Source organism: Pseudomonas sp. BN415, assembly GCF_029871195.1.
In the GTDB taxonomy this organism is placed as follows: Bacteria; Pseudomonadota; Gammaproteobacteria; order Pseudomonadales; family Pseudomonadaceae; genus Metapseudomonas; species Metapseudomonas resinovorans.
In genome coordinates, this window is the sequence record NZ_SSOK01000027.1 from 65,987 (window position 1) to 92,635 (window position 26,649).

The 26,649-nt window shown below is 65.6% G+C and carries 21 protein-coding genes; 15 read left to right on the forward strand and 6 right to left on the reverse strand.

From position 1 onward, the window contains the following. Positions 1-78 precede the first annotated feature (78 nt). Complete coding sequence (gene tpx / locus E8F20_RS07320; RefSeq protein ID WP_280283174.1) at positions 79-576, forward strand: thiol peroxidase; 498 nt, start codon at positions 79-81, stop codon at positions 574-576. Between the two features lie 158 nt (positions 577-734). On the opposite strand, the gene E8F20_RS07325 is transcribed toward tpx, so the two are convergent. Next, positions 735-2,063, reverse strand: coding sequence for a TldD/PmbA family protein (locus E8F20_RS07325; protein ID WP_280283175.1), 1,329 nt, complete (start codon positions 2,061-2,063; stop codon positions 735-737). Further along, a complete protein-coding gene (locus tag E8F20_RS07330) occupies positions 2,063-3,496 on the reverse strand; it encodes a TldD/PmbA family protein (RefSeq protein WP_280283176.1) in 1,434 nt (477 codons plus the stop codon). Before E8F20_RS07330 ends, E8F20_RS07325 begins: the two co-directional genes overlap by 1 nt. A 171-nt stretch (positions 3,497-3,667) precedes the next feature. On the opposite strand from E8F20_RS07330, the gene E8F20_RS07335 reads away from it, so the two are divergent. The 14 genes from E8F20_RS07335 to E8F20_RS07400 all read left to right on the forward strand — a co-directional run bounded on the left by E8F20_RS07335 (position 3,668) and on the right by E8F20_RS07400 (position 21,836). Continuing rightward, positions 3,668-4,936: an MdtA/MuxA family multidrug efflux RND transporter periplasmic adaptor subunit gene (locus tag E8F20_RS07335; protein ID WP_280283177.1), complete on the forward strand. Its 1,269-nt coding sequence runs from the start codon at positions 3,668-3,670 to the stop codon at positions 4,934-4,936. Next, positions 4,933-8,025 carry an MdtB/MuxB family multidrug efflux RND transporter permease subunit gene (locus E8F20_RS07340; RefSeq protein ID WP_280283178.1) on the forward strand — a complete coding sequence of 1,031 codons (3,093 nt, stop codon included), beginning with the start codon at positions 4,933-4,935 and terminating at the stop codon, positions 8,023-8,025. Before E8F20_RS07335 ends, E8F20_RS07340 begins: the two co-directional genes overlap by 4 nt. Positions 8,026-8,101: 76 nt before the next feature. Next, entirely contained in the window at positions 8,102-11,209 is a 3,108-nt protein-coding gene (locus E8F20_RS07345; protein WP_280283179.1) for a multidrug efflux RND transporter permease subunit, read from the forward strand. Then, the gene (locus E8F20_RS07350) at positions 11,206-12,705 is read left to right on the forward strand and encodes an efflux transporter outer membrane subunit (protein WP_280283180.1); all 1,500 of its coding nucleotides are present in this window, start codon (positions 11,206-11,208) and stop codon (positions 12,703-12,705) included. Before E8F20_RS07345 ends, E8F20_RS07350 begins: the two co-directional genes overlap by 4 nt. 182 nt (positions 12,706-12,887) lie before the next feature. Further along, positions 12,888-13,631 (forward strand): SDR family oxidoreductase, encoded by a 744-nt coding sequence (locus E8F20_RS07355; RefSeq protein WP_280283181.1) that lies wholly within the window; start codon positions 12,888-12,890, stop codon positions 13,629-13,631. Between the two features lie 16 nt (positions 13,632-13,647). After that, on the forward strand, positions 13,648-13,974 hold the full coding sequence (locus E8F20_RS07360) for a DUF190 domain-containing protein (protein ID WP_280283182.1): 327 nt from the start codon (positions 13,648-13,650) through the stop codon (positions 13,972-13,974). 49 nt (positions 13,975-14,023) lie between these two features. Then, positions 14,024-14,239 carry a DUF3820 family protein gene (locus E8F20_RS07365; RefSeq protein WP_280283183.1) on the forward strand — a complete coding sequence of 72 codons (216 nt, stop codon included), beginning with the start codon at positions 14,024-14,026 and terminating at the stop codon, positions 14,237-14,239. A 418-nt stretch (positions 14,240-14,657) separates the two neighbouring features. Continuing rightward, positions 14,658-16,007: an outer membrane beta-barrel protein gene (locus E8F20_RS07370; protein WP_280283184.1), complete on the forward strand. Its 1,350-nt coding sequence runs from the start codon at positions 14,658-14,660 to the stop codon at positions 16,005-16,007. 82 nt (positions 16,008-16,089) lie between these two features. Then, positions 16,090-17,400, forward strand: coding sequence for an ABC transporter substrate-binding protein (locus E8F20_RS07375; protein ID WP_280283185.1), 1,311 nt, complete (start codon positions 16,090-16,092; stop codon positions 17,398-17,400). 145 nt (positions 17,401-17,545) lie between these two features. Next, positions 17,546-18,268: an ABC transporter ATP-binding protein gene (locus E8F20_RS07380; RefSeq protein WP_280283186.1), complete on the forward strand. Its 723-nt coding sequence runs from the start codon at positions 17,546-17,548 to the stop codon at positions 18,266-18,268. 4 nt (positions 18,269-18,272) lie between these two features. Then, on the forward strand, positions 18,273-18,977 hold the full coding sequence (locus E8F20_RS07385; protein WP_280283187.1) for an ABC transporter ATP-binding protein: 705 nt from the start codon (positions 18,273-18,275) through the stop codon (positions 18,975-18,977). Beyond that, positions 18,974-19,840 (forward strand): branched-chain amino acid ABC transporter permease, encoded by an 867-nt coding sequence (locus E8F20_RS07390; protein ID WP_280283188.1) that lies wholly within the window; start codon positions 18,974-18,976, stop codon positions 19,838-19,840. Before E8F20_RS07385 ends, E8F20_RS07390 begins: the two co-directional genes overlap by 4 nt. Continuing rightward, positions 19,840-20,856 (forward strand): branched-chain amino acid ABC transporter permease, encoded by a 1,017-nt coding sequence (locus E8F20_RS07395; protein ID WP_280283189.1) that lies wholly within the window; start codon positions 19,840-19,842, stop codon positions 20,854-20,856. The genes E8F20_RS07390 and E8F20_RS07395 overlap by 1 nt, the downstream gene beginning before the upstream one ends. Positions 20,857-20,906: 50 nt before the next feature. Beyond that, positions 20,907-21,836: a LysR family transcriptional regulator gene (locus E8F20_RS07400; protein WP_280283190.1), complete on the forward strand. Its 930-nt coding sequence runs from the start codon at positions 20,907-20,909 to the stop codon at positions 21,834-21,836. Here the strand turns inward: E8F20_RS07400 and E8F20_RS07405 are convergent. The 4 genes from E8F20_RS07405 to E8F20_RS07420 form a co-directional block, all read right to left on the reverse strand. Continuing rightward, the gene (locus E8F20_RS07405) at positions 21,833-22,774 is read right to left on the reverse strand and encodes a helix-turn-helix domain-containing protein (RefSeq protein WP_280283191.1); all 942 of its coding nucleotides are present in this window, start codon (positions 22,772-22,774) and stop codon (positions 21,833-21,835) included. The two genes, E8F20_RS07400 and E8F20_RS07405, sit on opposite strands and share 4 nt — an antisense overlap. A gap of 122 nt (positions 22,775-22,896) precedes the next feature. Then, positions 22,897-23,919: a phosphotransferase gene (locus tag E8F20_RS07410; protein WP_280283192.1), complete on the reverse strand. Its 1,023-nt coding sequence runs from the start codon at positions 23,917-23,919 to the stop codon at positions 22,897-22,899. Positions 23,920-23,929: 10 nt separating this feature from the next. Then, on the reverse strand, positions 23,930-25,210 hold the full coding sequence (locus E8F20_RS07415; protein WP_280283193.1) for an aminotransferase class III-fold pyridoxal phosphate-dependent enzyme: 1,281 nt from the start codon (positions 25,208-25,210) through the stop codon (positions 23,930-23,932). Continuing rightward, positions 25,203-26,525 carry an amino acid permease gene (locus E8F20_RS07420; protein WP_280283194.1) on the reverse strand — a complete coding sequence of 441 codons (1,323 nt, stop codon included), beginning with the start codon at positions 26,523-26,525 and terminating at the stop codon, positions 25,203-25,205. Before E8F20_RS07420 ends, E8F20_RS07415 begins: the two co-directional genes overlap by 8 nt. Positions 26,526-26,649 lie beyond the last annotated feature (124 nt).

The window sequence follows — 26,649 nt, forward strand, 5'->3', positions numbered from 1 at the left end:
CAGGGTCAGGACTTTTGCCGCGCGCCGTGCTTAACTTGGCGTCTTCGTACAACCACACCTGAAACAAGGATCCATGCAATGGCTCAAGTAACCCTCAAGGGCAATCCGATCAACGTCGACGGCCAGCTGCCGCAACAAGGCCAGCAAGCCCCGGCCTTCAGCCTGGTCGGCGGCGACCTGTCCGACGTGACCCTGGCCAGCCTGAGCGGCAAGCGCAAGGTGCTGAACATCTTCCCGAGCGTCGACACCCCGACCTGCGCCACTTCCGTGCGCAAGTTCAACGTCGAAGCCAGCAAGCTGGCCAACACCGTGGTGCTGTGCATTTCCGCTGACCTGCCGTTCGCCCAGAAGCGTTTCTGTGGTGCCGAAGGCCTGGACAACGTGATCAACCTGTCCACCATGCGCGGCGCCAACTTCCTCAAGGACTACGGCGTGGCCATCGCAACCGGCCCGCTGGCCGGCATCGCCGCCCGTGCTGTCGTCGTGCTGGATGAGAACGACAAGGTGCTGCACAGCGAACTGGTCGGTGAGATCGCCGATGAGCCGAACTACGCGGCTGCTATCGCTGTCCTGTAAGGCACGATGGAATGAAGAAGGGAGGCCAATGGCCTCCCTTTTTTGTGCCCGGGCACTGGGTTTCTGCAGGTTGCGGCCAAGCGAAGCGCGGCCCAACGTTCGGTGCCATGCCGGCGCGATGTGATGATGGGTTTCGTGCCTCTACCCATCCTAGGGACTTACAAGGTGAGCTTCAGCCGGCTGACCAGCGCCCCCGGGAGCAGCGCCGACCAGGTCTGGCGCTCCCCGTAGGTGCTGCTGGACAGCCTCAGCTGGCGCTCCAGTGTCAGGTCTTCCAGATGCTCGCCGAGCAGGCTGAACAGGCTGTCGTCGAAGCGCATCGTGTCCACCGGGGCCTGGATCTGGCCGTCTTCCACCCAGAAGGTGGCGAAGCGGGTCATACCGGTCATGCGTGCGGCGGGTAGATCCGACCAGTTCAGGTACCAGAGATTGCCGATGTAAAGGCCTGTGCCCAGACGTTCCAGCACGCTGTCCAGAGGCAGGTTGCCGGCGCCCATCACCAGCGACTGGGTGGATTCGTTGGCGTCGGCGCAATTCGCTTCCAGGCCGTATTCGCGGGCGCTGCGGGGGTAGATCAGTTGTCCGGTCATCATCCCGTTGCGGATCAGGGCCACGTCGCTACGTGGCGCCCCTTCCGGGCCGAAAGCCGGGGCAAGGGCGCCGGCTACCTGCTCGTCCAGGTTCAGCAACGGGCTGAAGCGGGCGCTGCCATCCTGCAGGCGTTGCAGGGGGCTTTCCTTGTTGGCCAGGGCGCGGGCGGAGAACCCGGTCCAGGACAGCATGCCCAGTACTTCGTCGAGTGCCGCCGGGGCCAGGTAGGCGCGGTAGTTGCCGGGTTGCAGGTGGCGAACCGGCTTGCCCAGGTGCTCCAGTTGCTGGCGTGCATGGGCGAAGCGGCTGGCGAATTCGGCGCCGTCCCAGTGCGAGCCGGCGTAATCGGCTTTCACGGCCTGGTGGTTGGCGTGGAACAGGCTCCAGTCGAAATTGAAACAGTGCGCAGCGTGCCAGCCGAAGGCGCCAAAACTGTTGGCGAAGCCACGGTACAGCGGGCCGGAGGCGTAGATGCCCACCAGGTCGAGGCCGCTGGCGACGGCGTCGATCTCGGCCAGCACGCTGGCGCAGTCGGGGAGGGCGGTTTCGTCTGTTACACGCCGATGCCAGGCGGAGCGTTCCAGTTGCAGGTAAGGGTCCGGTGGCAACTGTCCGATGACCAGTCGCAGTTGCACCAGCCCCTCGGCCAAGTGTTGGCGGTCGCTTTCCAGGTCACCGCTGAGGGTGACGGCGATCTCCGCGCTGCGGTCGTCACGGATCAGCCGCACGCGCCCGATGGCCTGGGTCACGTGGCCGGCCTGGCGCACCTGGGCCTTGTTGAAACGAATGAACTCGGACTCCTCGGCGCTGTACCAGAGGCTGAAGTCCTCGCCGGCCTGCAGGCTGGCGCCCAGGCTTTCGGCCAGGGCGGTAAAGCGGGATTCTGCGTCGGCCATCACTGGGCTCCTCCAAAGACTTCCACCTGTCTGAAGACGCATGCGGGCGCGGCATGGCCCACGCGCACCACCTGGTTGGGTTCGCCCTTGCCGCAATAGGGCGTGCCATGGACCTCGAAGGTACTGGCGTCACCCACGGCGGCGAGGCTGCGCCAGAAGTGCGCCGACACACCCCGGTAATTGGGATTCTTCACCACACCCTTGAGCTCGCCATTCTCGATCAGGCGGCCCCATTCGCAGCCGAACTGGAACTTGTTGCGGGCATCGTCGATGGACCACGAGCGGTTGGTGCTCATCAGCACGCCGCGTTCGATGCCGCCGATCAGTTGCGCCAGGCTCTGGTCGCCAGGCTCCAGGTTGAGATTCGCCATGCGATCGATAGGGGCACGGTTCCAGTTGCTCGCCCGGCTGTTGGCGACTCCGGGCAGGCCGCTGCGTTGCTGGGAGAGCGCACCGCCCAGGGGGCGTAGCAGGCGTCCGTCCTTGATGAGCATTTCCTTGCAGGCCGGCTGGCCGTCGTCATCGTGGCTGTAGCTGGCCAACTCTTCGGGAATGCCAGGGTCGAAACTGATGTTCAGCAACGCCGAGCCGTACTGGTAGCGACCGAAATCGTCCAGGCCGATGAAGCTGGTGCCGGCATAGTTGCGCTCGTCACCGAGTATGCGGTCCAGCTCCAGCGGGTGGCCGATGGATTCGTGGATCTGCAGCATCATCTGGTCCGGCATCAGCAGCAGGTCGGCGATTGCGCCGGGGGTGTTGGGTGCCAGCAGGAGTTGCAGGGCTTCGTCCGCTACCCGCGCCGCGGCGCCGCCGAAGCCCAGGCGCTGAAGCACTTCGCCACCGCCTTGCTGGCCGCTGCCATAGCCGCCGAAGCTGCGCGTCTGGCTGTCGCTGCCATCGAAGGCGGTAACGCTGATGCCGGGGTAGGTGAAGCGCAGGTCCTGCCATTGTTCGGCGCCGGCGCTGTTGAGGTAGAGCTGCTCGTGCCGCTGGCTGTCCAGGTAGAGGTTCCAGCTGACCAGTCGCGGGTCGTCGGGAATGCGCGCGGACTCCTCGGCCAGCAGCTCGAAACGTTCGGCGAGGCTGGGGAAGGGCTGGTCCAGTCCCGGGGACTGATAGCGGGCACTGGCTTGTGGCGGCTCCAGACGGCTCTGGTCGACCAGGGCGTAGCGGGCAATTTGCCTGGCGAGCGCCTCGGCCTTGTTCAACGCCCGTTGCAGGCCGGCGGGACTGAGGTCGGCGGTGGCCGCATAAGCCTCTACGCCAGCCAGGCGCACGCTGAGCATGGCGCCCAGGTCCTGGCTCAGTGACGGTGGCTCGGCCACGCCACGGCGCAGCATGGCCTGTTCGGCGGTCTGCCGGACGATGCGCAGGGAATGGAACTCGGCGCGGGTGGTAAGGGCGGCGAAATGCCGCCTGAGATTTTCGAACACGGAACACTCCCTGGCCCGGTGAAGTCGATTCTGGCGCTGCCATCGCGTTGCGGTGGCAGGTCAGTAAGCATAGTAAGTGGCGTAAGCACTAGGTAAATAGCCGGTAAATAGACTTTGCCTTCTGCTTTCAACTGCTTATCGTTCACGCTCTCGCAGACTTCGACCTGAATCATGTCCCCGATTACTGACAAGACCCCGAAATCCCGTTCCCTTCGTCACTGGCTGACCATCGCCTTCGCGTTGCTCGCGCTTCTGGTGCTGATCTGGTGGCTCTGGCCGGAAACCGCCGCCAAGCCCAGCGGCGAGGGCGGCCGGGGAGGGCCGGGCCGTCCTGGCTTTGGTGCCTTCTCAGGACCGGTACCGGTGCGCGTGGCAACCATCACCCAGGGCGACTTCCCGGTTTACCTCAGGGCGCTGGGCACGGTGACTGCGCTGAACACGGTGAATGTGCGTGGCCGTGTCGACGGCGAGTTGGTCAAGTTGCAGTTCGAGGAAGGTCAACAGGTCAAGGCCGGCGACCTGCTGGCGGTGATCGACCCGCGTCCTTACCAGGTCGCCTTGCAACAAGCCGAAGGCACCCTGGCGCAGAACCGCGCGCAAATGAAGAACGCCGAGATCGACCTGGCCCGCTACAAGGGCCTCTACGCCGAAGACAGCATCGCCAAGCAGACCCTGGATACACAGGAAGCCCTGGTGGCGCAGTATCGCGGCACCATCAAGACCAACGAGGCCGCGGTGGCCGAGGCCAAGCTCAACCTCGGTTTCACCCAGGTGCGCGCGCCCATCGCTGGCCGCCTTGGCCTGCGCCAGGTGGACCTGGGCAACCTGGTCAGCAGTGGCGACACCACGCCGCTGGTGGTCATTACCCAGACCAAACCCATCAGCGTTGCCTTCACCCTGCCCGAGGGGCAGCTGCCGGCCGTGGTCGGCCCGTTCCGCGCCGGCCGATCCCTGGTGGTCGAAGCCTGGGATCGTGGCGACAAGGTCAAGCAGGCCGAAGGCGTGCTGCAGAGCCTGGACAACCAGATCGACACCACCACCGGCACCCTCAAGCTCAAGGCCCGCTTCGCCAACGAAGATGAAGCCCTCTTCCCCAACCAGTTCGTCAACATTCGCCTGCGTGCCGAGCTGTTGCCGCAGGCGGTGCTCATCCCCTCGGCTGCCGTGCAGTTCGGCAGCCAGGGCACCTTTGCCTACGTGATGGACGGCGAGAAGAAGGTCAAGGTGCGCAAGCTGGAAATCGGCCCGGACGACGGCGAACGCACGGTAGTCAAAAGCGGCCTGCAACCCGGTGAGCGCGTGGTGCTGGAAGGCACCGACCGCCTGCGCGACGGCAGCGACGTGGAAGTGGTACATGACGCGGACGAGGTTCCCGTTCAGCCCTCCGAACAACTCCAGGGCGCCAAGCCTGAAGGCCAGGACGCGAAAGGCGGCGTATGAACCTTTCTCGCCTGTTCATCCTGCGGCCGGTCGCCACCACCCTGAGCATGCTGGCGATCCTCCTCGCCGGCCTGATCGCCTACCGCCTGCTGCCGGTTTCCGCGCTGCCGGAAGTGGACTACCCGACCATCCGTGTCCTCACGCTCTATCCGGGTGCCAGCCCGGACGTGATGACCAGTGCGGTCACCGCACCGCTGGAGCGCCAGTTCGGGCAGATGCCCGGGCTGACCCAGATGTCCTCAACCAGCTCCGGCGGGGCGTCGGTCATCACCCTGCGCTTCAGCCTGGAAGTGAAGCTGGACGTCGCCGAGCAGGAGGTGCAGGCGGCCATCAATGCGGCCACCAACCTGTTGCCCAGCGACCTGCCGGCACCGCCGGTCTACAACAAGGTCAACCCGGCGGATACCCCGGTACTCACCCTGGCCATCAGCTCGAAGACCATGCCGCTGCCCAAGCTGCATACGCTGGTGGACACGCGCATGGCGCAGAAGCTGGCGCAGATCAACGGCGTCGGCATGGTCAGCATCGCCGGGGGCCAGCGCCAGGCCGTGCGAATTCGCGTCAACCCTGAAGCCCTGGCGGCCAATGGCCTGAACCTGTCGGATGTACGCAGCCTGGTTGGTGCCTCCAACGTCAACCAGCCCAAGGGCAACTTCGACGGCCCGACCCGCGTGTCCATGCTGGACGCCAACGACCAACTGAAGTCCGCCGAGGAGTACGCCAATCTCATCCTCGCCTACAACAACGGCGCGGCCCTCCGCTTGAAGGACGTTGCCGAGATAGTCGACGGCGCAGAGAACGAGCGCCTCGCTGCCTGGGCCAACCAGAACGAAGCGGTGCTGCTGAACATCCAGCGCCAGCCGGGCGCCAACGTCATCGACGTGGTGGACCGCATCCAGGCGTTGCTGCCGGCGATCAATGCCAACCTGCCGGCGGGCATCAGTGTCGTGGTGCTTACCGACCGCACCCAGACCATCCGCGCTGCGATCACCGACGTGCAGCACGAACTGTTCCTCGCCATCGCCCTGGTGGTGATGGTGACCTTCCTGTTCTTGCGTCGCATGAGTGCCACCATCATTCCGTCCATCGCCGTGCCGCTGTCCCTGGTGGGCACCTTCGCGGTGATGTACCTGGCCGGCTTCTCCATCAACAACCTGACGCTGATGGCGCTGACCATCGCCACCGGATTCGTGGTGGACGATGCCATCGTCATGCTGGAGAACATCGCCCGTCACCTGGAAGCGGGCGAGACGCCGCTCAATGCCGCGCTCAAGGGCGCCAGGCAGATCGGCTTCACCCTGATTTCCCTGACCTTCTCGCTGATCGCGGTGCTGATCCCGCTGCTGTTCATGGCGGATGTGGTGGGCCGGCTGTTCCGCGAGTTCGCCATCACCCTGGCGGTGGCCATCCTGATCTCGCTGGTGGTCTCCCTGACCCTGACGCCGATGATGTGCGCGCGCCTGCTCAAGCGCGAAAGCAAGGAAGAGGAAGGGGGCTTCTACAAGGCCAGCGGCGACTTCATCGACGGCATGATCAACTACTACGGCAGGGGCCTGACCTGGGTGCTCAAGCACCAGGGCCTGACCCTGCTGGTGGCCGTTGGTACCCTGGCGCTGACCGTGGTGCTCTACCTGGCCGTGCCCAAGGGCTTCTTCCCCGTGCAGGACACTGGCGTGATCCAGGGCATCACCGAAGCGCCGCAGTCGGTCTCGTTCCGCTCCATGAGCGAGCGCCAGCAGAAGGTCGCCGCGCTGATCCTCAAGGACCCGGCCGTGGCCAGCCTGACCTCCTACATTGGCGTCGATGGCGACAACGTCACCCTCAACAGCGGCCGCATGCTGATCAACCTCAAGCCCCACGGCGAGCGTGACGTGACCGCCAGTGAAGTGATCCAGCGGCTGCAGCCGGAACTGGACAAGCAGAGCGACATTCGCCTCTACCTGCAGCCGGTGCAGGACCTGACCATCGAGGACCGGGTCAGCCGCACCCAGTTCCAGTTCAGTATGGAATCCCCCGACGCCGACCTGCTCAACGAGTGGACCGGCAAGCTGGTGGACGCGCTGCGCCAGCAACCGGAACTCTCCGACGTGGCCAGCGACTTGCAGGACAAGGGCCTGCAGGTCTACCTGAACATCGACCGTGACATGGCCGGTCGCCTGGGCGTGGAAATCTCGGCCATCACCGACGCCCTTTACGACGCGTTCGGCCAGCGGCAGATCTCCACCATCTTCACCCAGGCCAGCCAGTACCGCGTGGTGCTGGAGTCCGCCGCAGGCGAGGTCATCGGTCCGCAGGCACTGCAACAGATCCACGTCGCCACCAGCGCCGGCACCCAGGTGCCGCTCTCCGCCCTGGCGAGGGTGGAAGAGCGCCAGGCGCAACTGGCGATCAACCATATTGGCCAGTTCCCGGCGGTGACCCTGTCCTTCAACCTGGCACCGGGCGTTGCCTTGGGCGAGGCGGTGGCGGTGATCGAACGGGTACAGCACGACATCGGCCTGCCCGAAGGCATCCAGACCCGCTTCCAGGGCGCGGCGGCAGCCTTCCAGGCGTCGCTGTCGAGCACGCTGCTGCTGATCCTGGCGGCGGTGGTGACCATGTACATCGTGCTGGGCGTGCTCTACGAGAGCTACATCCACCCGGTGACCATCCTCTCCACGCTGCCGTCGGCGGGCGTCGGCGCCTTGCTGGCACTGTTGCTGACCGGCAATGACCTCGGCCTGATTGCCATCATCGGCATCATCCTGCTGATCGGCATCGTGAAGAAGAACGCCATCATGATGATCGACTTCGCCCTGGAGGCAGAGCGGCACCAGGGCATGTCGCCGGACGCCGCGATCTACCAGGCCGCGCTGCTGCGCTTCCGGCCGATCCTGATGACTACCCTGGCGGCCCTGTTCGGCGCCATCCCACTGATGCTCGCCACCGGTTCCGGCGCCGAACTGCGCCAGCCGCTCGGCCTGGTGATGGTCGGTGGCCTGCTGCTCTCCCAGGTGCTGACCTTGTTCACCACCCCGGTGATCTACCTGGCCTTCGACCGCCTGTCCCGCCGCTTCACCGGCCGCAGCGCGGCGGGGGTGGCGGTATGAGTCGCTTCTGCTCCCTCTCCCGCGTGCGGGAAAGGGCTGGGGTGAGGGCAGCCGCGCTCCGCGCGGAGGTCAGTCGTTGAATCTCTCCGCCCCCTTCATCCACCGCCCGGTGGCCACCATGCTGCTGAGCCTGGCGATCCTGCTGCTGGGCAGCGTCAGCTTCGGCCTGCTGCCGGTATCGCCGTTGCCGCAGATGGATTTCCCGGTGATCACCGTGCAGGCCAGCCTGCCCGGCGCCAGCCCGGAGATCATGGCGTCCAGCGTCACCACGCCGCTGGAACGTTCACTCGGCACCATCGCCGGCATCAACCAGATGACCAGCCGCACCAGCCAGGGCTCGACGCGGATCATCGTGCAGTTCGACCTGGACCGAGACATCAACGGCGCCGCCCGCGATGTGCAGGCGGCCATCAACGCCTCGCGCAACCTGCTGCCCAGCGGCATGCGCAGCATGCCCACCTACAAGAAGGTCAACCCGTCCCAGGCGCCGATCATGGTGCTGTCGCTGACGTCCGACGTACTGGAAAAGGGCCAGCTCTATGACCTGGCGTCCACCATTCTGGCCCAGAGCCTGTCCCAGGTTAAGGGCGTGGGAGAAGTACAGATCGGCGGCAGCTCCCTGCCCGCCGTGCGGGTGGAGCTGGAACCGCAACTGCTGAACCAGTACGGCCTCGCCCTGGACGACGTGCGCAGCACCATCTCTGCCGCCAACCAGCGTCGTCCCAAGGGCGCGGTGGAAGACGCCGGCCGCCACTGGCAGGTGGGCGCCAACGACCAGTTGGAGAAGGCCGCCGACTACGCGCCGCTGATCCTCCGCTACCAGGACGGCGCCGCGCTGCGCCTGGGCGACGTGGCCACGGTCCGCGACGCGGTGGAAGACCGCTACAACAGTGGCTTCTTCAATGACGACTCCGCCGTGCTGCTGGTGATCAACCGCCAGGCCGGCGCCAACATCATCGAGACCATCGAAAGCATCAAGCAGCAGTTGCCGGCGCTACAGGCCGTGCTGCCGGCCAGCGTCAAGCTGGACCTGGCCATGGACCGCTCGCCGGTGATTCGCGCCACCCTGCACGAAGCTGAACGCACCCTGCTGATCGCCGTGGCCCTGGTGATCCTCGTCGTCTACCTGTTCCTGGGTAACCTGCGCGCCTCGTTGATTCCGGCGCTGGCGGTGCCGGTCTCGCTGGTGGGCACCTTCGCCGTGATGTACCTGATGGGCTTCTCGCTCAACGTACTGTCGCTGATGGCGCTGATCCTCGCCGCCGGGCTGGTGGTGGACGACGCCATCGTGGTGCTGGAGAACATTTCGCGGCACATCAATAACGGCATGGCACCCTTCAAGGCCGCGCTGCAGGGCACCCGTGAAGTGGGCTTCACCCTGCTGTCGATGAACCTCTCGCTGGTGGCGGTGTTCGTCTCCATCCTCTTCATGGGCGGGATCATCGACCGGTTGTTCCGCGAGTTCTCCCTGACCTTGGCGGTGGCCATCCTGGTCTCGCTGCTGGTGTCCCTGACGCTGACACCGATGCTTTGCGCGCGCTGGCTGAAGCCCCACGTGCCGGACCAGGACAGCCGTCTGCAGCGCTGGAGCGAGGCGCTGCACACACGCATGGTCGGCACCTATGACCGTACCCTGGGTATCGCCCTGCGTCACCCGCGCCTGACCCTGGCCAGCCTGCTGCTGACCATTGCCTGCAACATCGCCCTTTATGTGCTGGTGCCCAAGACCTTCCTGCCGCAGCAGGACACCGGCCAGTTGATCGGCTTCATCCGTGGCGACGACGGACTGTCCTTCACTGTGATGCAGCCGAAGATGGAAATCTTCCGTCGCGCCGTGCTGCAAGACCCGGCCGTGGAGAGTGTCGCCGGCTTCATCGGCGGTGGCGGCGGAATCAATAACGCCTTCATGATCGTGCGCCTCAAGCCCATTGCCGAACGCAAGGTGTCGGCGCAGAAAGTCATCGAACGGTTGCGCGCCAACCTGCCCAAGGTGCCCGGCGGTCGGCTGATGCTGATGGCCGACCAGGACCTGCAGTTCGGTGGTGGTCGCGAGCAGCGCAGCTCGCAGTACGAGTACGTGCTGCAGACCGGCGAGCTGTCGGACCTGCGTACCTGGCTGCCAAAGGTCACCGCCGCGCTCAAGTCGCTGCCTGAACTCACCGCCATCGACGCCAACGAAGGGGAGGGCGCCCAGCAGATCACCCTGCAGGTGGATCGCGACACGGCCAAGCGCCTTGGCATCGACATGGCCATGGTCAGCTCGGCGCTGAACAACGCCTACAGCCAGCGGCAGATCTCCACCATCTACGACAGCCTCAACCAGTACCAGGTGGTGATGGAGGTCAACCCGAAATATGCCCAGGACCCGGAAACCCTCAAGCAGGTCCAATTGATCACCGCCGACGGCCAGCGCGTGCCGCTGTCCAGCTTCGCCCGCTACGAACGCAGCCTGGAAGAAGACCGGGTCAACCACGAGGGCCAGTTCGCCTCGGAGAGCATTGCCTTCGACCTGGCACCTGGCATCAGCCTCGACCAGGCCACCGTGGCGATCGAGAAAGCGGTGGCCGCCATCGGCCTGCCCAGCTCGGTGATCGCGCGCATGGGCGGCAGTGCCGACGCCTTCCAGAGCACCCAGCAAAACCAGCCGTGGATGATCCTCGCGGCCCTGGTGCTGGTGTACCTGGTACTCGGCATCCTCTACGAGAGCTACATCCATCCGCTGACCATTCTCTCCACGCTGCCGTCGGCCGGTGTCGGCGCGCTGCTGGCGATCCTGCTCACGGGCGGGGAGTTCAGCCTGATCTCGTTGCTGGGGCTGTTCCTGCTGATCGGCGTGGTGAAGAAGAACGCCATCATGATGATCGACCTCGCCCTGCAACTGGAGCGCCAGGAGGGCATGTCCCCGGACGAGTCCATCCGCCAGGCCTGCTTGCTGCGCCTGCGGCCGATCCTGATGACCACCATTGCCGCTATCCTCGGCGCCGTCCCGCTGCTGATCGGCGGCACCGAGGGCGCGGAGATGCGCCAGCCACTGGGCGTGGCCATCATCGGCGGCCTGGTGCTGAGCCAGTTGCTGACCCTCTATACGACCCCCGTGGTCTACCTCTACCTCGACCGTCTGCGCCATCGCTTCAACCGCTGGCGTGGCGTGCGCACCGACGCCGCTCTGGAAACACCCCTATGAACACCGCCGCCACTTCTCTGAAACCCCTGCGTCGCGCCCTGGCCCTGGCCCTTGCCGGCCTGCTGCTCGGCGGTTGCGCCATCGGCCCGGACTACAAGCGTCCGGAGCAGAGCGTGCCCGTGCAGTTCAAACATGCCGAAGGTTGGTCCCTGGCCAGCCCGGCTGACCTGGAGCACCGTGGCCGCTGGTGGGAGCTGTACGGCGATGCCACCCTCAACGACCTGCAGCAGCGCCTGGAAACCTCCAACCAGACCCTGGCGCAGTCCGTCGCCCAGTACCGGCAGGCCCAGGCGCTGGCTCGTGGCGCCCGTGCCTCGTTCTTCCCTTCGGTGACCGGTAACGCCGGCAAGACCCGCTCGGGCCAGGGTGGAGGCGACAGCACGGTGCGCCTGTCCGACGGCTCCACGGTCACCAGCTCCGGTGGCGGCGGCGTTTCCAAGAGCTATGACGCCAGTCTTGGCGTGAATTGGGAAATCGACCTCTGGGGCAAGCTGCGCCGCCAGTTGGAGTCCGACACCGCGAGCATGCAGGCCAGTGCCGCCGACCTCGCCGCCGCACGTCTCAGCCTGCAATCGGAGCTGGCGCAGAACTACCTGCAACTGCGCGTGCTGGACGCCCAGAAGCGCCTGCTGGATGCCACCGTCGCCGGCTACCAGCGTGCCCTGACCCTGACTCAGAACCAGTACAAGGCCGGCATCGTCACCCGTGCCGACGTGGCTCAGGCCACCACCCAACTGAAAAGCACCCAGGCCCAGGCCATCGACCTCAAGTACCAGCGCGCGCAACTGGAAAACGCCATTGCCGTATTGGTGGGCCTGACGCCCGCCGAATTCAGCCTGGCCGAAGTGGACAGCGTGCCGGCGCTGCCGACCGTGCCGACGCTGTTGCCCTCGCAGTTGCTGGAACGCCGCCCGGACGTGGCCTCGGCCGAGCGTAACGTGATGTCCGCGAACGCCCAGATCGGCGTGGCCAAGTCGGCCTACTTCCCCAGCCTCAGCCTGAGCGCAGCTGGCGGTTATCGCAGCGGCAGCCTGCACGACTGGATCACCACCCCGAACCGTTTCTGGTCCATTGGCCCGGAGTTCGCCATGACCCTGTTCGACGGCGGCCTGATCCGCTCCCAGGTGGCCCAGGCCGAAGCCAGCTACGACCAGACCGTGGCCGTCTATCGGCAGACCGTGCTCGACAGCTTCCGCGAAACCGAGGACTACATGGTCCAGCTCGACGTGCTGGAAGAGGAGAGTGGCGTGCAGCAAGAAGCCCTCGACGCCGCCCGCGAAGCCCTGCGCCTGATCACCAACCAGTACAAGGCTGGCACCGTGGACTACAACAGCGTGGTCACCAGCCAGGCCACGGCGCTGAGCAACGAACGCACGGTGCTGACCCTGATGGGCACCCGCCTGACCACCAGCGTCCAGCTCATCGCCGCCCTGGGCGGTGGCTGGGAGCAAGGGCGGCTGGAACAGGTGGACTCGGACTCCGAAGCGACGCCCTGACCGCTGCATCTCCCAAGGTGAAGGATTCCTGTAGGGGCGAATGAGTTCGCCCCTACAGGGGACAGACTTTCGTACCTCGCTGATAGCCGGTTCCGCACGCGGCTCCAACTCCGGCTATACCACTGGAAAGGCCCTGCACGCGGCACCAGCCGCGGCCTCGAGAGCCTGGCGAGGAGAACTACATGCCTCAACCTGCCAGAACCGCCATTGTCACTGGGGCTTCTCGGGGCATCGGTGCCGCCATAGCGCGGCGCCTTGCCGCCGAAGGCATCCAGGTAGTGGTCAATTACGCCTCACGGCCGGAAGCTGCGGAGCAAGTGGTGCAAGACATCAGACTGGCCGGTGGCCAGGCCTACCCGATACTGGCCGACATCAGCGACCCGGTGGCGGTGGCAGTGCTCTTCGACCAGACGGAGATGGAATTCGGCGGGATCGACATCCTGATCAACAATGCCGGTGTCATCCAGCCGGGGCTGGTATCCCTGGCCGATACCGACATGGCGCTCTACGACCGTCTGTTCGCCATCAATACCCGCGGCACGTTCAACACCCTCAAGCTGGCGGCGACGCGCCTGAACAGTGGCGGGCGAATCGTCAACCTGTCCAGCAGCGTAGTGAGCCTGAGCCTGCCGGGCTACGCCATCTACGCTGCTTCAAAGGCCGCGGTGGAAACCATGAGCACGATCTTCGCCCGTGAGCTGCGCGGACGAAACATTTCGGTCAACTGCGTGGCACCGGGGCCGACGGCGACCAACCTGTTCCTTGACGGCAAGCCCCCTGAATTGGTGGAGCGCCTGACCAAGCAGGCCCCGTTGGAGCGCCTTGGCAACCCGGAGGACATCGCCAACCTGGTGGCCTTCCTGGTCGGACCGGAAGGCGCCTGGGTCAATGGCCAGACGCTCAGGGTCAATGGCGGCATCGTGTGATCGGATGGAGGTTGAAATGAAGGGTTACCAGCTCACGCTCTACACCCAGCAGAACCGTCGTCACCAAGGCAAGATGCTGGCCGACTGGGTCGTTGGCCTGGCCATGGACATGGGCCTGCGCGGTGCGACCCTGGTCTCCGGAATCGAAGGGTTCGGCCATACCAAACACCTCCATTCCCAACACTTCTTCGAGATGGCCGACCAGCCGATGCTGATCGTCATGGCACTCAGCGATGCCGAGTGCGACGCCTTGCTGCAGCGGTTGGAGGAGGAGGGCGTGACGCTGTTCTACGTCAAGGTGCCGGCCGAGTTCGGCCTGCTGGGCGCGCCGGTGGATGCCTGAGCCCGGGCTCTGCGACAATCGCCGTTTTCTCCCCCCGCAAGGCCGCCCGATGAAGCCCGAAGACCTGTTGCTCCTGGTCACCCGCGAAATGCCCTATGGCAAGTACAAGGGCCGCCTGATTGCCGACCTGCCCGGGCACTACCTCAACTGGTTTGCCCGCGAGGGCTTCCCCAAGGGCGAGATCGGACGGCTGCTGATGCTGATGCAGGAGATCGACCACAACGGCTTGAAGCCGTTGCTGGAGCCGCTGCGCAGGACGCGTTGAACGCTTTCCCTGTGGGGCCTGCTCGGCGAATGAATTGGCCATGTCTGCGTTATGTGTTGCAGGCTGCTGCATTGCCCGTAGGAGCTGGCTCCTGGCCCGTTGGTATATCTCTCGCAACCGCTAACGCAGACACAGCCAATGAATTCCCTCCACAAGGAAAGGGGGATGCCGCCGCTCAACGATACCCCGCCAATTCCGTCCGATAACCGCCCACCCCGCGTCACCCCTTTTCCTCCCCGGCCGCTCTAGCTCAGGAGCGCGCGTCATTGTTCTCGATTCGCAAACACTCAAATCGCCGAAACCGGAATTGTTGGTGAGGAGGGCCGCTTGTAGCTTGCGACCCAACCGGACAGCCAGGCCCGCACTGCCAGCGGGGCGTGTCCGCATCAGGCTGACTAATAACAACAAGGTAGCTGCCATGATTCCTCGCAAGCATCTTTCCGCGTCCTCCCTGTTCGCTCCGGTCCTGGCGGCCGCAGCGCTGTTCCCCGCTCACATCCAGGCTGCCGAGCCGGGCCCGTCCGGTTCGCTGTTCCGCAGCGCCTTCGGCGACGGGCTGGAAAAGGACTACGGCATCAAGGTCCATGGCTGGGGCCAGGCCGGCTGGATCTACAACGACAACGGCAGTGACGACGTGAGCAAACAGGCCTTCTTCAACAACGATGAAGGCTTCAACCTCAACCAGTTCGCCCTGGCCATCGAGAAAACCCCCAAGGGCAATGTGGTCGGTCGTGTCGGCCCGTTCCCTGGCCCGATGCCGCAGGAAGCCGACTGGGGCTTCAATGTCACCGCGCTGTACGGCAAGGATGCGCGCTTCTTCAAGACCTACGGTTTCGACGAAGACCTCGGCGTCAACCGTTCGGCCGACGCCAATGACGAGAACTTCAACATCGCCCAGGCCTACCTGGACTTTTACATCCCGGTTCTCGGCGGCTCCAACCTGATGCTCGGTGTGTTCCACACCCCACTGGAGAACGAGATCGGCTTCGCTCTGCCGAGCCCGGCGCCGACGGACTTCTACAGCCACACCTATTCCTTCATGCATGGCCCGGCCAAGCACACGGGCGCGCTCTACTCCTTCAAGCTGCCGCAGGAAGAGGGCGGCAGCATGCTCGGCTTCGAGCTGGGTGTGGTGCAGGGCTGGAACAACATGCAGGACCCCAACGGCGACCCGGATGTCATCGCCAACCTGCGCTGGCGCTCGGCGGACTTCCGCACCTGGGTCGACTGGGAAAACATCTACGGTAATGGCGCTGGCGACAGCTTCGCCGAGTGTGCCTGCGGTTCGCCGATTCCTGCCGGGACCGATGACCAGGATCTGACCCGTTACGCCTCCTACCTGACCGTTTCCCATGTGCTCGACGAGCGCAACCGGGTGGCGGTGGAGTTCAACTACGGGCAACAGGAAGACGCCGCCTTCGCCGCATTCGCCAACAAGGGCAACGCCCATTGGTACGGCACCGACGTCAACTGGTACCACCGCCTGGGTGACAACCTGATGTGGAACAGCCGCGCCGAGTGGTTCTACACCGACGCGCCGGTGCATGTGGTGATGGCCAACATCGATCCGCAAACCGGCATCCCCGATCCGAGCTGGGGCAGTTTCTACGGCTTCACCACCAACCTGGCCTGGACGCCGGTGCCCAACGTCCGCCTGCGCCCCGAGCTGCGCTACGACATCCATAGCGGCAGCGGTCGCGATGCCTTTGGCGGCGGCCGCGAAGATAGCCAGCTGGTGGGCTCCTTCGACGTCACCGTCTTCTTCTGATTCGGCGCCAACGTACTGCCATCCCGGCCGGGCCCCTTTGCGCGCCCGCGCCGGGCCTTCTCTTCCTGTCGAGGTCTCTGTCATGGATAACAACAAGAAACTCCTCGGTGCCGGGCTGTCCCGGCGTGATTTCCTGCGGGCCAGCGGCGTCGTGGCTGGCGGCTCGCTGCTCGCAGGCTTTTCTTCCGGCCCCTTGTTCGCGGCCGAGAAGGTCATCCGAATCGGCTATGTCAGCCCCCAGACCGGGCCGCTGGCGCCGTTCGCCGCAGCGGATGCCTACATCATCGAAAACCTCGCTTCGGTGTTGAAGAACAGCATCACCGTGGGCGGCCAGCGCTGCCGCCTGGAGGTGATCGTCAAAGACAGCCAGTCCAACCCTAACCGCGCCGCCGAAGTGGCCAACGAGCTTATCCTTTCCGACGGCGTCGACCTGATGCTGGTGTCGTCCACGCCGGAGACCACCAACCCGGTGTCGGATCAGTGCGAGATCAACGAAATCCCCTGCATTTCCACCGTCGCGCCCTGGCAACCCTGGTTCTTCACCCGCGGCGGCAAGCCGGACGAAGGCTTTGAGTGGACCTACCACTTCTTTTGGGGCCTGGAAGACGTGATCGCCACCTACACCGCCATGTGGGGCGGCATGGGCAGTAACAAGGTGATCGGCGGGCTGTTCCCCAACGACGGCGACGGCAATGCCTGGGGCGACAGCAAGCTGGGCTTCCCCCCGGTGCTCGCGCAGAAGGGCTTCCAACTGGTGGACCCAGGCCGCTTCCAGAGCCTGACAGACGACTTCTCCGCGCAGATTTCCGCGTTCAAGAAGGCCGAGGCGGAGATCGTCACAGGCGTGGTCATCCCGCCGGACCTCACCACTTTCTGGACCCAGGCGCGCCAGCAGGGCTTCCAGCCCAAGGCCATGTCGGTGGGCAAGGCGCTGCTGTTCCCCTCGGCGGTGGAAACCCTGGGCAAGGCTGGACACAACCTCTCCACGGAGATCTGGTGGAGCCCGAGCCACCCGTTCAGTTCCTCCCTCAACGGACTGACTGCCGGGCAACTGGCCGAGCGCTACACCAAGGCCACCGGCAAGCAGTGGACCCAGCCGCTGGGCTTCGTGCATGCGTTGTTCGAGTTGGCGGTGGACATCCTCCAGCGCACCGAGGAAGTGGGTAACCCCGAGGCGACCCGTGATGCGTTGCGCAAGACCGAGCTGAACACCGTGGTCGGCCCGGTGAGCTGGAAAAACGGTCCGGTGAAGAACGTCGCCAAGACCCCGCTGGTGTCCGGCCAGTGGCGCCTGGGTGGGCCCTTCACCTACGACTTGGTGATCACCAGCAACCTGACCGCGCCGCAGATTCCCCTGGGCGGGGAGATGCAGGCGATCACGTACGGCGGTTGAGTCCGAGCGCGGGCAGGTTCCCTCTCCCAGAGGGAGAGGGGCTCGTCCGCACGGCCCGCCAGTTCGTAGCCCGGATGAAATCCGGGAGTCCCCCACGGTTCCCCCGGATTGCATCCGGGCTACAGCTTCAAACAGGTAACGACACATGCAACAACTCCTCGTACTGGAGCAGGTGCACAAGCACTACGGCTCGGTGAAGGTGACCGACGACTTCAGCCTGGCCCTGGCGCCGGGCGAGGCGCTGGGCATCATCGGGCCCAACGGCGCCGGCAAGAGCACGCTGTTCAACCTGATCGCCGGGGGCGTGGCGCCTGACAGCGGGCGCATCCATTTCCAGGGGGATGACGTCACCCGCGAGCCGGTGTTCAAACGTTGCCAGCGCGGCATCGGCCGCTCCCACCAGATCCCGCACCCGTTTGTGAAGATGACGGTGTTCGAGAACCTGCTGGTGGGCGCCACCTTCGGCGCCGGCCAGACGGAGAAGGACAGCTACGCCTGGTGCGCGCACATCCTCGAACTCACCGGCCTGATGAAGAAGGCCAACGCCCTGGCCGGGTCCCTGACCCTGCTGGAGCGCAAGCGCCTGGAAATGGCCCGCGCCCTGGCCACCCGGCCGCAACTGCTGCTGCTCGACGAGATCGCCGGCGGCCTCACCGAACCGGAGTGCCTGGAGCTGGTCGGCACCATCCAGGGCATCCACCGTTCCGGCACCGCCATCATCTGGATCGAGCACATCGTCCATGCGCTGCTGGCGGTGGTCGGTCGCCTGGCGGTGATCAACTTCGGCCGCAAGCTGGACGAGGGCGAGCCCACGGCGGTGATGGCCAACCCCAAGGTGCAGGAAATCTACATGGGCATCGGGAGCTGAAGTCATGCTGACGATCCGCAAATTGCGCGCCGGCTACGGCGACTTCCAGGCGTTGTTCGGCATCGACCTGGACCTGGCCGAAGGGGAAACCCTGGCCATCATCGGCTCCAATGGCGCCGGCAAATCCACCTTCATGCGTTCGCTCGCCGGGCTGATCCGCAACGACCCCGGCGCCATTCGTTTCAAGGGCGAGTACATCGGCAGCCTGCCGGCCAACCAGGTGCTGGAGCGTGGCATCGCCCTGGTGCCGGAAGGCCGCAAGCTGTTCCCGTCGCTCAGCGTCGAGGAGAACCTGCTGATCGGTGGTTACAGCAAGCGCCAGGGCGCCTGGAACCTGGAGCGCATCTACAGCCTCTTCCCGGTGCTGGCCAACCTGCGCAAGCGCCCCGGCACCGCGCTCTCCGGTGGCCAGCAGCAGATGGTCGCCATCGGCCGCGCGCTGATGTCCAGCCCGGGCCTGCTGCTTTGCGACGAGATCAGCCTCGGTCTCGCGCCGACCACCATCAAGGACATCTACGCCGCGCTGCCGTCGATCAAGGCCGATGGCACAGCGGTGATCCTGGTGGAGCAGGACATCAACCAGGCCCTTAGCGTCGCTGACCGCTTCTACTGCTTCCAGGAAGGGCGTATCTCCCTTTCCGGCAAACCGGGCGAGGTGAGCAAGGATCAGATCAAGGCGGCCTATTTCGGCCTGGCGGAGACACGATGATGGAATGGCTCAATACCCTGGTGCAGGGCGTGCTGCTGGGCGGCCTCTACGCCATGTTCGCGGTTGGCCTGTCGCTGATGTTCGGCATCATGCGCCTGGTCAACATCGCCCATGGCGACTTCATCGTGTTGGCCTCCTACCTGGCCCTGGTGGTGGTCGAGGCGCTCGGCCTGTCGCCGCTGGCGAGCCTGGTGCTGGTGGTGCCGGTGATGTTCGTGGTCGGTTACGGCCTGCAACGGCAACTGCTCAATCGCACCCTCGGCAACGACATCCTGCCGCCACTGCTGGTGACCTTCGGCTTGTCGATCATCTTGCAGAACGTGCTGCTGGAGTTCTTCAGCGCCGACAGCCAGAAACTCTCCCAGGGCGATCTGGAAGTGGCCAGCGTGGCCCTGGGCGGCCTCAGCCTCGGCGTGATGCCGCTGATGGTGTTCGGCAGCGCCCTGCTGGTGATCGGCGGATTGCAGCTGCTGTTCTACAAGACCAGCCTGGGTCGCGCCTTCCGCGCCACCTCGGATGACCAGCACACGGCCCAGCTGATGGGCATCGACAACCGCCACATCTTCGGCCTGGCCATGGCGTTGGCGATGGCGGTGGTGTCCATCGCCGGCGTGTTCCTCGCGGTACGTACCAGCTTCGACCCCAGCGTCGGTCCGGCGCGCCTGCTCTACGGCTTCGAGGCGGTGATCATCGGCGGCCTCGGCAGCCTCTGGGGCACCTTGGCCGGTGGCGTGATCCTCGGCGTTGCCCAGGCGGTGGGCGCGCGTATCGATCCGGGCTGGCAAATTCTCGCCGGCCACCTGGTGTTCCTGCTGATCCTGGTTTTCCGCCCGCGTGGCCTGTTTCCCCGGAGTGTCGACTGATGAATGCGATGAACAATGCCTACCTCGTCCAGCGCGCCACCCGCAGCAGCCAGGTGGGCCTGGCGCTGCTGGGCGTGCTGGTGCTGGTGCTGGCGTCCCTGCCGTTTTGGGCCGACCGGGCGGTGCTGCGGCTGGTGGTGGAGTTCGCTTACTACCTGGCCCTGGCGCAGATGTGGAACCTGTTGGCGGGCTACGCCGGCATGGTTTCGGTGGGCCAGCAGGCCTTCGTCGGCCTCGGCGGCTACCTGCTGTTCGTGCTGGCGTCGCAGCTGGGCGTACCGCCGCTGGCCGCGGTGTTTCTCTCCGGCCTGGTGGTGGCGCTGCTGGCAGTGCCCACGGCGCTGGTGCTGTTCCGCCTGCGCGGTGCCTATTTCGCCATTGGCACCTGGGTGGTGGCCGAGGTGTTCCGGCTCGGCCTGGCCCAGGTGGGCAGCCTGGGCGGTGGCTCCGGGCAGAGCCTGCCGGCGTCCATCGTGCGGCAGATCGGCAGCAGCCGTGACAGCCGCGAGATGCTGCTGTACTTCAGTGCCCTGGGCATTGCCGTGGCGGCGGTGCTGGTGGTCTACCTGCTGCTGCGCTCGCGCCAGGGCCTGGCGCTGACGGCCATCCGCGACTCCGAGCCGGCATCCGGGAGCCTGGGCATCAACGTGTTCCGCACCAAGCTGCTGGTCTACGTGCTGGCTGCCGGTTGCACGGGCGTCGTCGGCGCGCTGATCTTCCTGCAGAAGCTGCGCATCTCCCCGGACGCCGCCTTCAGCGTGCAGGACTGGACCGCGGCGGTGATCTTCATCGTCATCATCGGCGGCATCGGCACCCTGGAAGGGCCGCTGATCGGCACCCTGATCTACTTCGCACTGCGCAGTTGCTTCGCCGAATTCGGCGCGCTGTACATGATCATCCTCGGCTGCGTGGCGGTGGTGATGATGCTGAAGGCACCGCAAGGCGTCTGGGGGCTGTTGAGCGAACGCTTCGGCTGGCAGCTGTTCCCGATGCAGCGCAAGTTGATCGCGGGCTGACGGCTGATTGTGTCCCTACATTTAGATCATCGCTGGAACTGGAAAACACCATGGACCGCCTGCTCAGCATCGAAGCCTTCGTCCGCGTCGCGGAAACCGGCAACTTCGCCAAGGCCGCCCAGCAACTGGGCGTGACCCGCTCGGTCATCAGCCATCGCATCCAGCAGTTGGAGGAGTACATCAGCGCGCCGCTGTTCCACCGCAGCACCCGCCATGTGCGTTTGTCGGAGGTCGGGGAGACCTACTACAAGGAATGCGCCGACATGGTGGCGACCTTCAACAGCCTGACCGAGCAGATGCGCGACCTGCGTGCCAAACCCACCGGCAAGCTGCGTATCCAGATGCTGCCGGGTTTCGCCATCGGCCATTTCGGCAGACTGCTGGCGGAATTCACCGAGCTCTACCCGGACATCGAGGTCGACGTGATCGTCAACGACCGGGTGGTGGATCCGATCGAGGAAGGCTTCGACGTGGCCTTCCAGATGTTCCCGCCGTTGGCCGAGAGCCTGATCGAGCGCAAGCTGTTCTCCGTCCGCCGGCTATTCTGCGCCTCCCCCAACTACCTGGAGCGCCACGGCGCGCCTGCCGTGCCCGCAGACCTCCAGGCACACAAGGTGGCGCTCTACGAGGGCTACCCGTCGCGCAACAAATGGGTGTTCAACGGCGATGAACAAGTGGAACTCAACCTCACCGGCCAGGTGCGCTCCAACTCCGTCCACCTGCTGCGCGACTATGCCATCACCGGTACCTGCGTGGTCTGCCTGCCGACCCTGGTGGCCAGCGACGACCTGCTGGCCGGACGGCTGGTGCCCGTGCTCACCGACTATTCGCTGACGGCCTTCAACTTTTCCGCCGTCTACCCGGCCACCCAACGCCGGGCGCTGAAGGTGCGCACCCTGATCGAGTTCCTGGTGGAACGAATCAGCGATGAACCGGCGTGGGATGTACCGCTTTTGCAGCGCGGTTGGGTTCAACCCTAGGTGCGGCGTCCGGTCAGCGAAGGCTGCTCGCCGTAGAGCCGCTTGTAGAGCGAGGAAAAGTGGCTGGAGCTGGCGAAGCCCAGGTCCAGCGCGAGGGTGGTGATGCTCTGTTGCGGGTCCTGTTTGAGACGGCGGCGGGCTTCGGTCAGGCGCAGGGAAAGGAAGAATTGCCGAGGCGTTGCCTGGCTTGTCTGCTGGAAGCAGTACTGCAGGGTGCGATGGCTGGTGTTCAGCGCCTGGCATAGCTCGAGGATGGAGAGCGGCTGGTCGAGGCTGGCCTGCATGATCTCGATGGCTGCCAGCACCAGACGGCGGCGCTGCTCCAGTGAGCGGGGGCGTTGGGTCGGGCAGTGCAGGGCTTCCTCTACCCCCTGCACGACGCAGCCCAGGGCCGACATCACCGCCAGGCTGCTGTGCTCGGCCGATAGCGGGTTGCGCTCGGCGCGCTCGAACGCGCCGATGGAGCTGCAGAGGTCCTGGCGCAGGCTCTGGGCGGCGGCGACCGGAATGTCCAGCCGTCGCCTGGCCAGGGCCTGCTCCAGGCACTCCTGTTCTTCACCGCCCAGCACACGCGCCAGCAGTTCTCGGTCGACGGCCATCCCGAGCATGCCGATCTCGCCAGGGGCGCAGATCTCCATTTCCTCGCCGCCCTTCAGTACCAGCAGGGTGTCGAGGGACAGGGCACTGCCGTTGAACAGCGAGTCGCCGGAGACCTTCAGCGGAATTCCAATCACCACCTGGTGCTCGGGGGGCGTCATGTTCTCGTGCAGGTGCAGGTTGGAATGCTCGTAGATGAACGAGGCTTCGGCCAACTGGATATGCAGGAGCTCGCCGTGCAGCCGGCCACGGCCGAGCTGGGTGTAGTCCTGGTTCCAGCCGGCGAGGGCGCCGGCGAGTTCATCCGAGTCGAATGCCTGGTGGCGGGCTATGGCTGTCATGTCGTGTCACCTGTCGATCGCGGGCGGCGGACGCTGCGGCCATGATGGTCGAGCGCCGCGCCGCCGGCATTGCCGTGCGCGCCATGCACTTGTGCATCCCTGCCAGGCACCGCCACGGCTGATCAGCGGCGCTGTTCGAGGTAGGTCCGCGCCAGCTGGCAGGCGCGCCCGATCAAGAGCGGCGCCAGTTCCTCGGCTGTGCGGCTTTCCCGGCGGGTGTGGATCCAGCCGAGGTAGGTGAGCCCACGCAGGGCGAGGAACAGCGGCAGGGTAGCGCGATCAGCCTGGCTGAGCGTCTTGACCGAGTCGTAGCCGTCCAGCAGCGCCGTTTCGATCTCGGCGTAGCGTGGATCGTCCAGGCAGAAGTACAGCGCCGTGGCCAGCTCGAACATGTGCCAGCCGAAGCCGGCATCGTCGAAGTCGATCAGGTGCAGTTGAGCGTCGTCCAGCAGCAGGTTTTCCGGCACCAGGTCGGCGTGGATCATGCCGAAATTATCCAGGTTGCGACCGTAGCGGCGCAGGTCCGTGCGCGCCGCCTGGCGGGTGGCCTGCAGCAGCTCGCGCTGCGCCCCGTCGAGCAGGTCGAGTTCCCAGTACGGGCCCCAGAATGGCTGTGGGCCGATCAGGCCTTCCTCGTCCCAGGCGTGGCGGCTGAAGGCATTGGGCTGTTGCCAGCGGGAGGAACTCTGGTGAATGCGCGCGGCCACGGCGCCGGTTTCGAAGAACAGTGTGGCGAGGTCGGCGTCTACCTCCAGGCCCTTTTCCGCCGAGCCGATGCGGGTGCCACCCAGCCAGCCGAGCATGTCGATGTAGCGCGATTCACCCAGTTCCTCACTGTGCACCTGGGCCAGGTGTTCGCCGTCACGGGTTCGGATGATCCGTGGCACATGTATGCCATCGGCGGCCAAGGCTTCCATCCAGGCGAGCTCCGAACGCAGGGCTTCTTCGGAGTGGTAACCGTCGCGGTGGACACGCAGTGCGCTGCGCTGGCCGTCGCTGCGGGTGGCGCAGAATACGGCGTTCTCGCGGTACTTGATCAGCTCCAGGCGGACGAAGTCGCCATCCCATTGGCTCAGGGCGGCAAGTGCCAGGCGATGCAGGCTGGCGACCTCTTGTTCGTGGTCGAGTTTGAGGGATTGACTCATGGCACTGACCTCAGAGTTCGCCCAGGACGGTGTCGAGGGTGTCGATGAAAAAGTCCGCGTCGTCACGGGAGAACACCAGCGGCGGGCGAATCTTCAGCAGGTTGTCGTCGGGGCCGATCTTGCTGATCAGCACGCCGCGCTCGCGCATCTGGTTGACCACCCGCCGTGCCTCGGCACCCGCGGGTGTCTTCTGCTGGCGGTCGCGCACCAGCTCGGCGGCGAAGAACAGGCCCTTGCCACGCACGTCGCCGATGATCGAGTGGCGGCCCGCCAGGCGCTCCAGCCCGTTGGCCAGGTGGGCACCGACTTCGCGGGCATTGCGCAGCAGCTGCTCGTCCTCGACCACGTCCAGCACCGCGCTGCCCACTGCGGCAGCCACCGGCGAGCCGCCGAAGGTGTTGAAGTAGAGGTTGCGCGCGCCGAAGGCCTCGACACGCTCGCGGCTGGCCACCAACCCGGCCAGGGGGAAGCCGTTGCCCATGGGTTTGCCCAGGGTGACGATGTCCGGTACGGCGCCGTGGGCCTGGTGGCCCCACATGTGCTCACCCGTGCGACCGAAGCCGGCCTGGACTTCGTCGACGATCAGCAGCCCGCCGGCGTCGTGGACCAATGCGGCAATGCGCTCGACGTAGCCGGCGGGAATGCGCGGCAGGCCTTCGTTGGCGAACAGGGTGTCGATCAGCATTGCCGCGAGCTGCACACCCTGGGCCTTGAGCGAGGCGATGGCCTCGGCTACGCGGGCCACATACTGGTCGGCCAGTTCAGCGGCACTGATGCCGGCCGGCGCCCGGTACAGGCACGGGACCGGCACTGCGCGGGCGAAGGGCGAGAAGGGTTCGGAGCTTGGCAGGGCGGTGGTCACCTCGGCCAGGCAAGTGGTGTTGCCGTGATAGTTGTAGCTGCTGACGATCACCCCCTTGCCGCCGGTACAGAAGCGCGCCAGGCGGAGGGCCAGCTCGTTGGCCTCGCTGCCCGTGCAGGTGAACATGGCGCAATCCAGCGAAGCGTCGAAGGTAGCGGTCAGGCGCTCGGCATAGGTGACGATGCGCTCGTTCAGGTAGCGCGTATGGATGTTCAGGGTGGCCGCCTGGCTGGCCATGGCCGCCACCACCCGAGGGTGGCAATGGCCGACGCAGGGCACGTTGTTGTAGACGTCCAGGTAACGCTTGCCCCGCTCGTCGTAGAGCCAGACGCCCTGGCCACTCACCAGGTGCAACGGTTGGTCGTAGAACAACGGCGACTGGTCGCCCATGGACTTGTAGCGGCGTTGCAGGAGGTCCTGTTCAGACATGGTCGGGGTTCTCCGAGACGAGGGGTTTGCCGATGCGCGCGGCACGCACCAGGTAGTTGAGAATCAGGGCGACGGCCACGGCGGCGAGGGCGCTGAGCATTTCCACTTCCATCTGGAAGCAGGCGGAGATCACCACCAGGGTGAGCAGCATGCCCAGGCCTGCGATCAGCGGGCCGCCCGGGAGCCGGAAGGGGCGGGGCAGGTGGGCGTGGGTACGACGCATGCGGATGTAGGCGGCGAACAGGAACAGGTGGCAGCTGCAGAGCAGCAGCACCACACAGAGCAGCAGCTTTTCCGGGCTGACCAGGGTCAGCGGCAGGCCGATGACAGCCAGCACCAGCAGTGCGACAAAGGGTGATCCCCGGCGGTTGGTGCGGGCGAGCGATGCGGGCAGGTAGCCGTCGCGGGCGAGGGCGAAGAGCTGGCGCGAGGCGGAGTAAACCACCGAGAAGAAGGTCGCCAGCAGGCCGCAGATGGCCCCGGCGCCCACCAGCCGCGCGAGCCAACTGGAGGCGTCATAACTTCCGCTGTGGGTCATGGCGGCGAACAGCGGGTCCGCCGCGGCGCCCACGGTTTGCACCCCGGCGGCGCCCGGTGCGCAGACCAGCACCGTCACAGCCGTCAGCAGCAGGGTGGCGACGGCGGCGAGGATGCCGCGCGACATGGCGTGCCCCGGATTGGCCGCTTCCTCGGCGGCGGAGCTGACTTGCTCGATGCAAATGAACATCCAGATGGCGAAGGGCACGCAGGCGAAGATGCCGTGTAGGCTGAGGGCCGCGGTGAAACCGCCGGTTTCGCCGAGCAGGTTGGCGGTTTCGAGCTCCGGCAGCATGGCCGCACCGAACACCAACAGGGTTACGGCAGCGATGGCGCCGGCCAACAGTGTCAGGCCCAGGGCCTCGCCCACGCCGCGGATATGCACGCCAATGATCAGGGCGAACAGCCCGACCTTCACCGGCCAGCCGCCAAAGCCGATCACGGACTCCATGTAGGAGGCGACGAAAGTTGCGGCCGCTCCGGTGCCGATAATCAGCGCCAGGGCGCAGGCGGCGCCGACCAGGTAGCCGACGAAGGGACCGAAGGCACTCTGCGCATAGGCAAACACGCCACCGGCATGGGGCATGGCGGTGGACAGCTCGCTGATGCACAGCGCCAGCCCGCAGCTCAGCACTGCCATCAACAGGGTGGCCAGGAGCATGTTGGCCCAGCCGTTGTCGGCCAGGCCGAAGTTCCATCCGGAAAACTGGCCGGCAATCACCAGCGAAATGCCGAGCCCGGCGATTTGGGGCCAACGGAGTACAGCTTGTCTGAGCATGGCGGCGCGTCCTTCTTGTTGTTGTGAACGACGCGACGTTAAGGCGGCGGGGCAAGGGGGCGATATCAGGAATGCGCAAAGTGAAGCGGAGGCGGACTTGCGGCTCGCTTGGGAGGCGTAACCC

What these genes read in the sequence shown, in the direction of transcription:
- tpx (WP_280283174.1), top strand. Translation starts at nt 79, where the DNA reads ATGGCTCAAGTAACCCTCAAGGGCAATCCGATCAACGTCGACGGCCAG.
- E8F20_RS07325 (WP_280283175.1), bottom strand. Translation starts at nt 2,063, where the DNA reads ATGGCCGACGCAGAATCCCGCTTTACCGCCCTGGCCGAAAGCCTGGGC.
- E8F20_RS07335 (WP_280283177.1), top strand. Translation starts at nt 3,668, where the DNA reads ATGTCCCCGATTACTGACAAGACCCCGAAATCCCGTTCCCTTCGTCAC.
- E8F20_RS07340 (WP_280283178.1), top strand. Translation starts at nt 4,933, where the DNA reads ATGAACCTTTCTCGCCTGTTCATCCTGCGGCCGGTCGCCACCACCCTG.
- E8F20_RS07350 (WP_280283180.1), top strand. Translation starts at nt 11,206, where the DNA reads ATGAACACCGCCGCCACTTCTCTGAAACCCCTGCGTCGCGCCCTGGCC.
- E8F20_RS07355 (WP_280283181.1), top strand. Translation starts at nt 12,888, where the DNA reads ATGCCTCAACCTGCCAGAACCGCCATTGTCACTGGGGCTTCTCGGGGC.
- E8F20_RS07360 (WP_280283182.1), top strand. Translation starts at nt 13,648, where the DNA reads ATGAAGGGTTACCAGCTCACGCTCTACACCCAGCAGAACCGTCGTCAC.
- E8F20_RS07365 (WP_280283183.1), top strand. Translation starts at nt 14,024, where the DNA reads ATGAAGCCCGAAGACCTGTTGCTCCTGGTCACCCGCGAAATGCCCTAT.
- E8F20_RS07370 (WP_280283184.1), top strand. Translation starts at nt 14,658, where the DNA reads ATGATTCCTCGCAAGCATCTTTCCGCGTCCTCCCTGTTCGCTCCGGTC.
- E8F20_RS07375 (WP_280283185.1), top strand. Translation starts at nt 16,090, where the DNA reads ATGGATAACAACAAGAAACTCCTCGGTGCCGGGCTGTCCCGGCGTGAT.
- E8F20_RS07380 (WP_280283186.1), top strand. Translation starts at nt 17,546, where the DNA reads ATGCAACAACTCCTCGTACTGGAGCAGGTGCACAAGCACTACGGCTCG.
- E8F20_RS07385 (WP_280283187.1), top strand. Translation starts at nt 18,273, where the DNA reads ATGCTGACGATCCGCAAATTGCGCGCCGGCTACGGCGACTTCCAGGCG.
- E8F20_RS07390 (WP_280283188.1), top strand. Translation starts at nt 18,974, where the DNA reads ATGATGGAATGGCTCAATACCCTGGTGCAGGGCGTGCTGCTGGGCGGC.
- E8F20_RS07395 (WP_280283189.1), top strand. Translation starts at nt 19,840, where the DNA reads ATGAATGCGATGAACAATGCCTACCTCGTCCAGCGCGCCACCCGCAGC.
- E8F20_RS07400 (WP_280283190.1), top strand. Translation starts at nt 20,907, where the DNA reads ATGGACCGCCTGCTCAGCATCGAAGCCTTCGTCCGCGTCGCGGAAACC.
- E8F20_RS07405 (WP_280283191.1), bottom strand. Translation starts at nt 22,774, where the DNA reads ATGACAGCCATAGCCCGCCACCAGGCATTCGACTCGGATGAACTCGCC.
- E8F20_RS07410 (WP_280283192.1), bottom strand. Translation starts at nt 23,919, where the DNA reads ATGAGTCAATCCCTCAAACTCGACCACGAACAAGAGGTCGCCAGCCTG.
- E8F20_RS07415 (WP_280283193.1), bottom strand. Translation starts at nt 25,210, where the DNA reads ATGTCTGAACAGGACCTCCTGCAACGCCGCTACAAGTCCATGGGCGAC.
- E8F20_RS07420 (WP_280283194.1), bottom strand. Translation starts at nt 26,525, where the DNA reads ATGCTCAGACAAGCTGTACTCCGTTGGCCCCAAATCGCCGGGCTCGGC.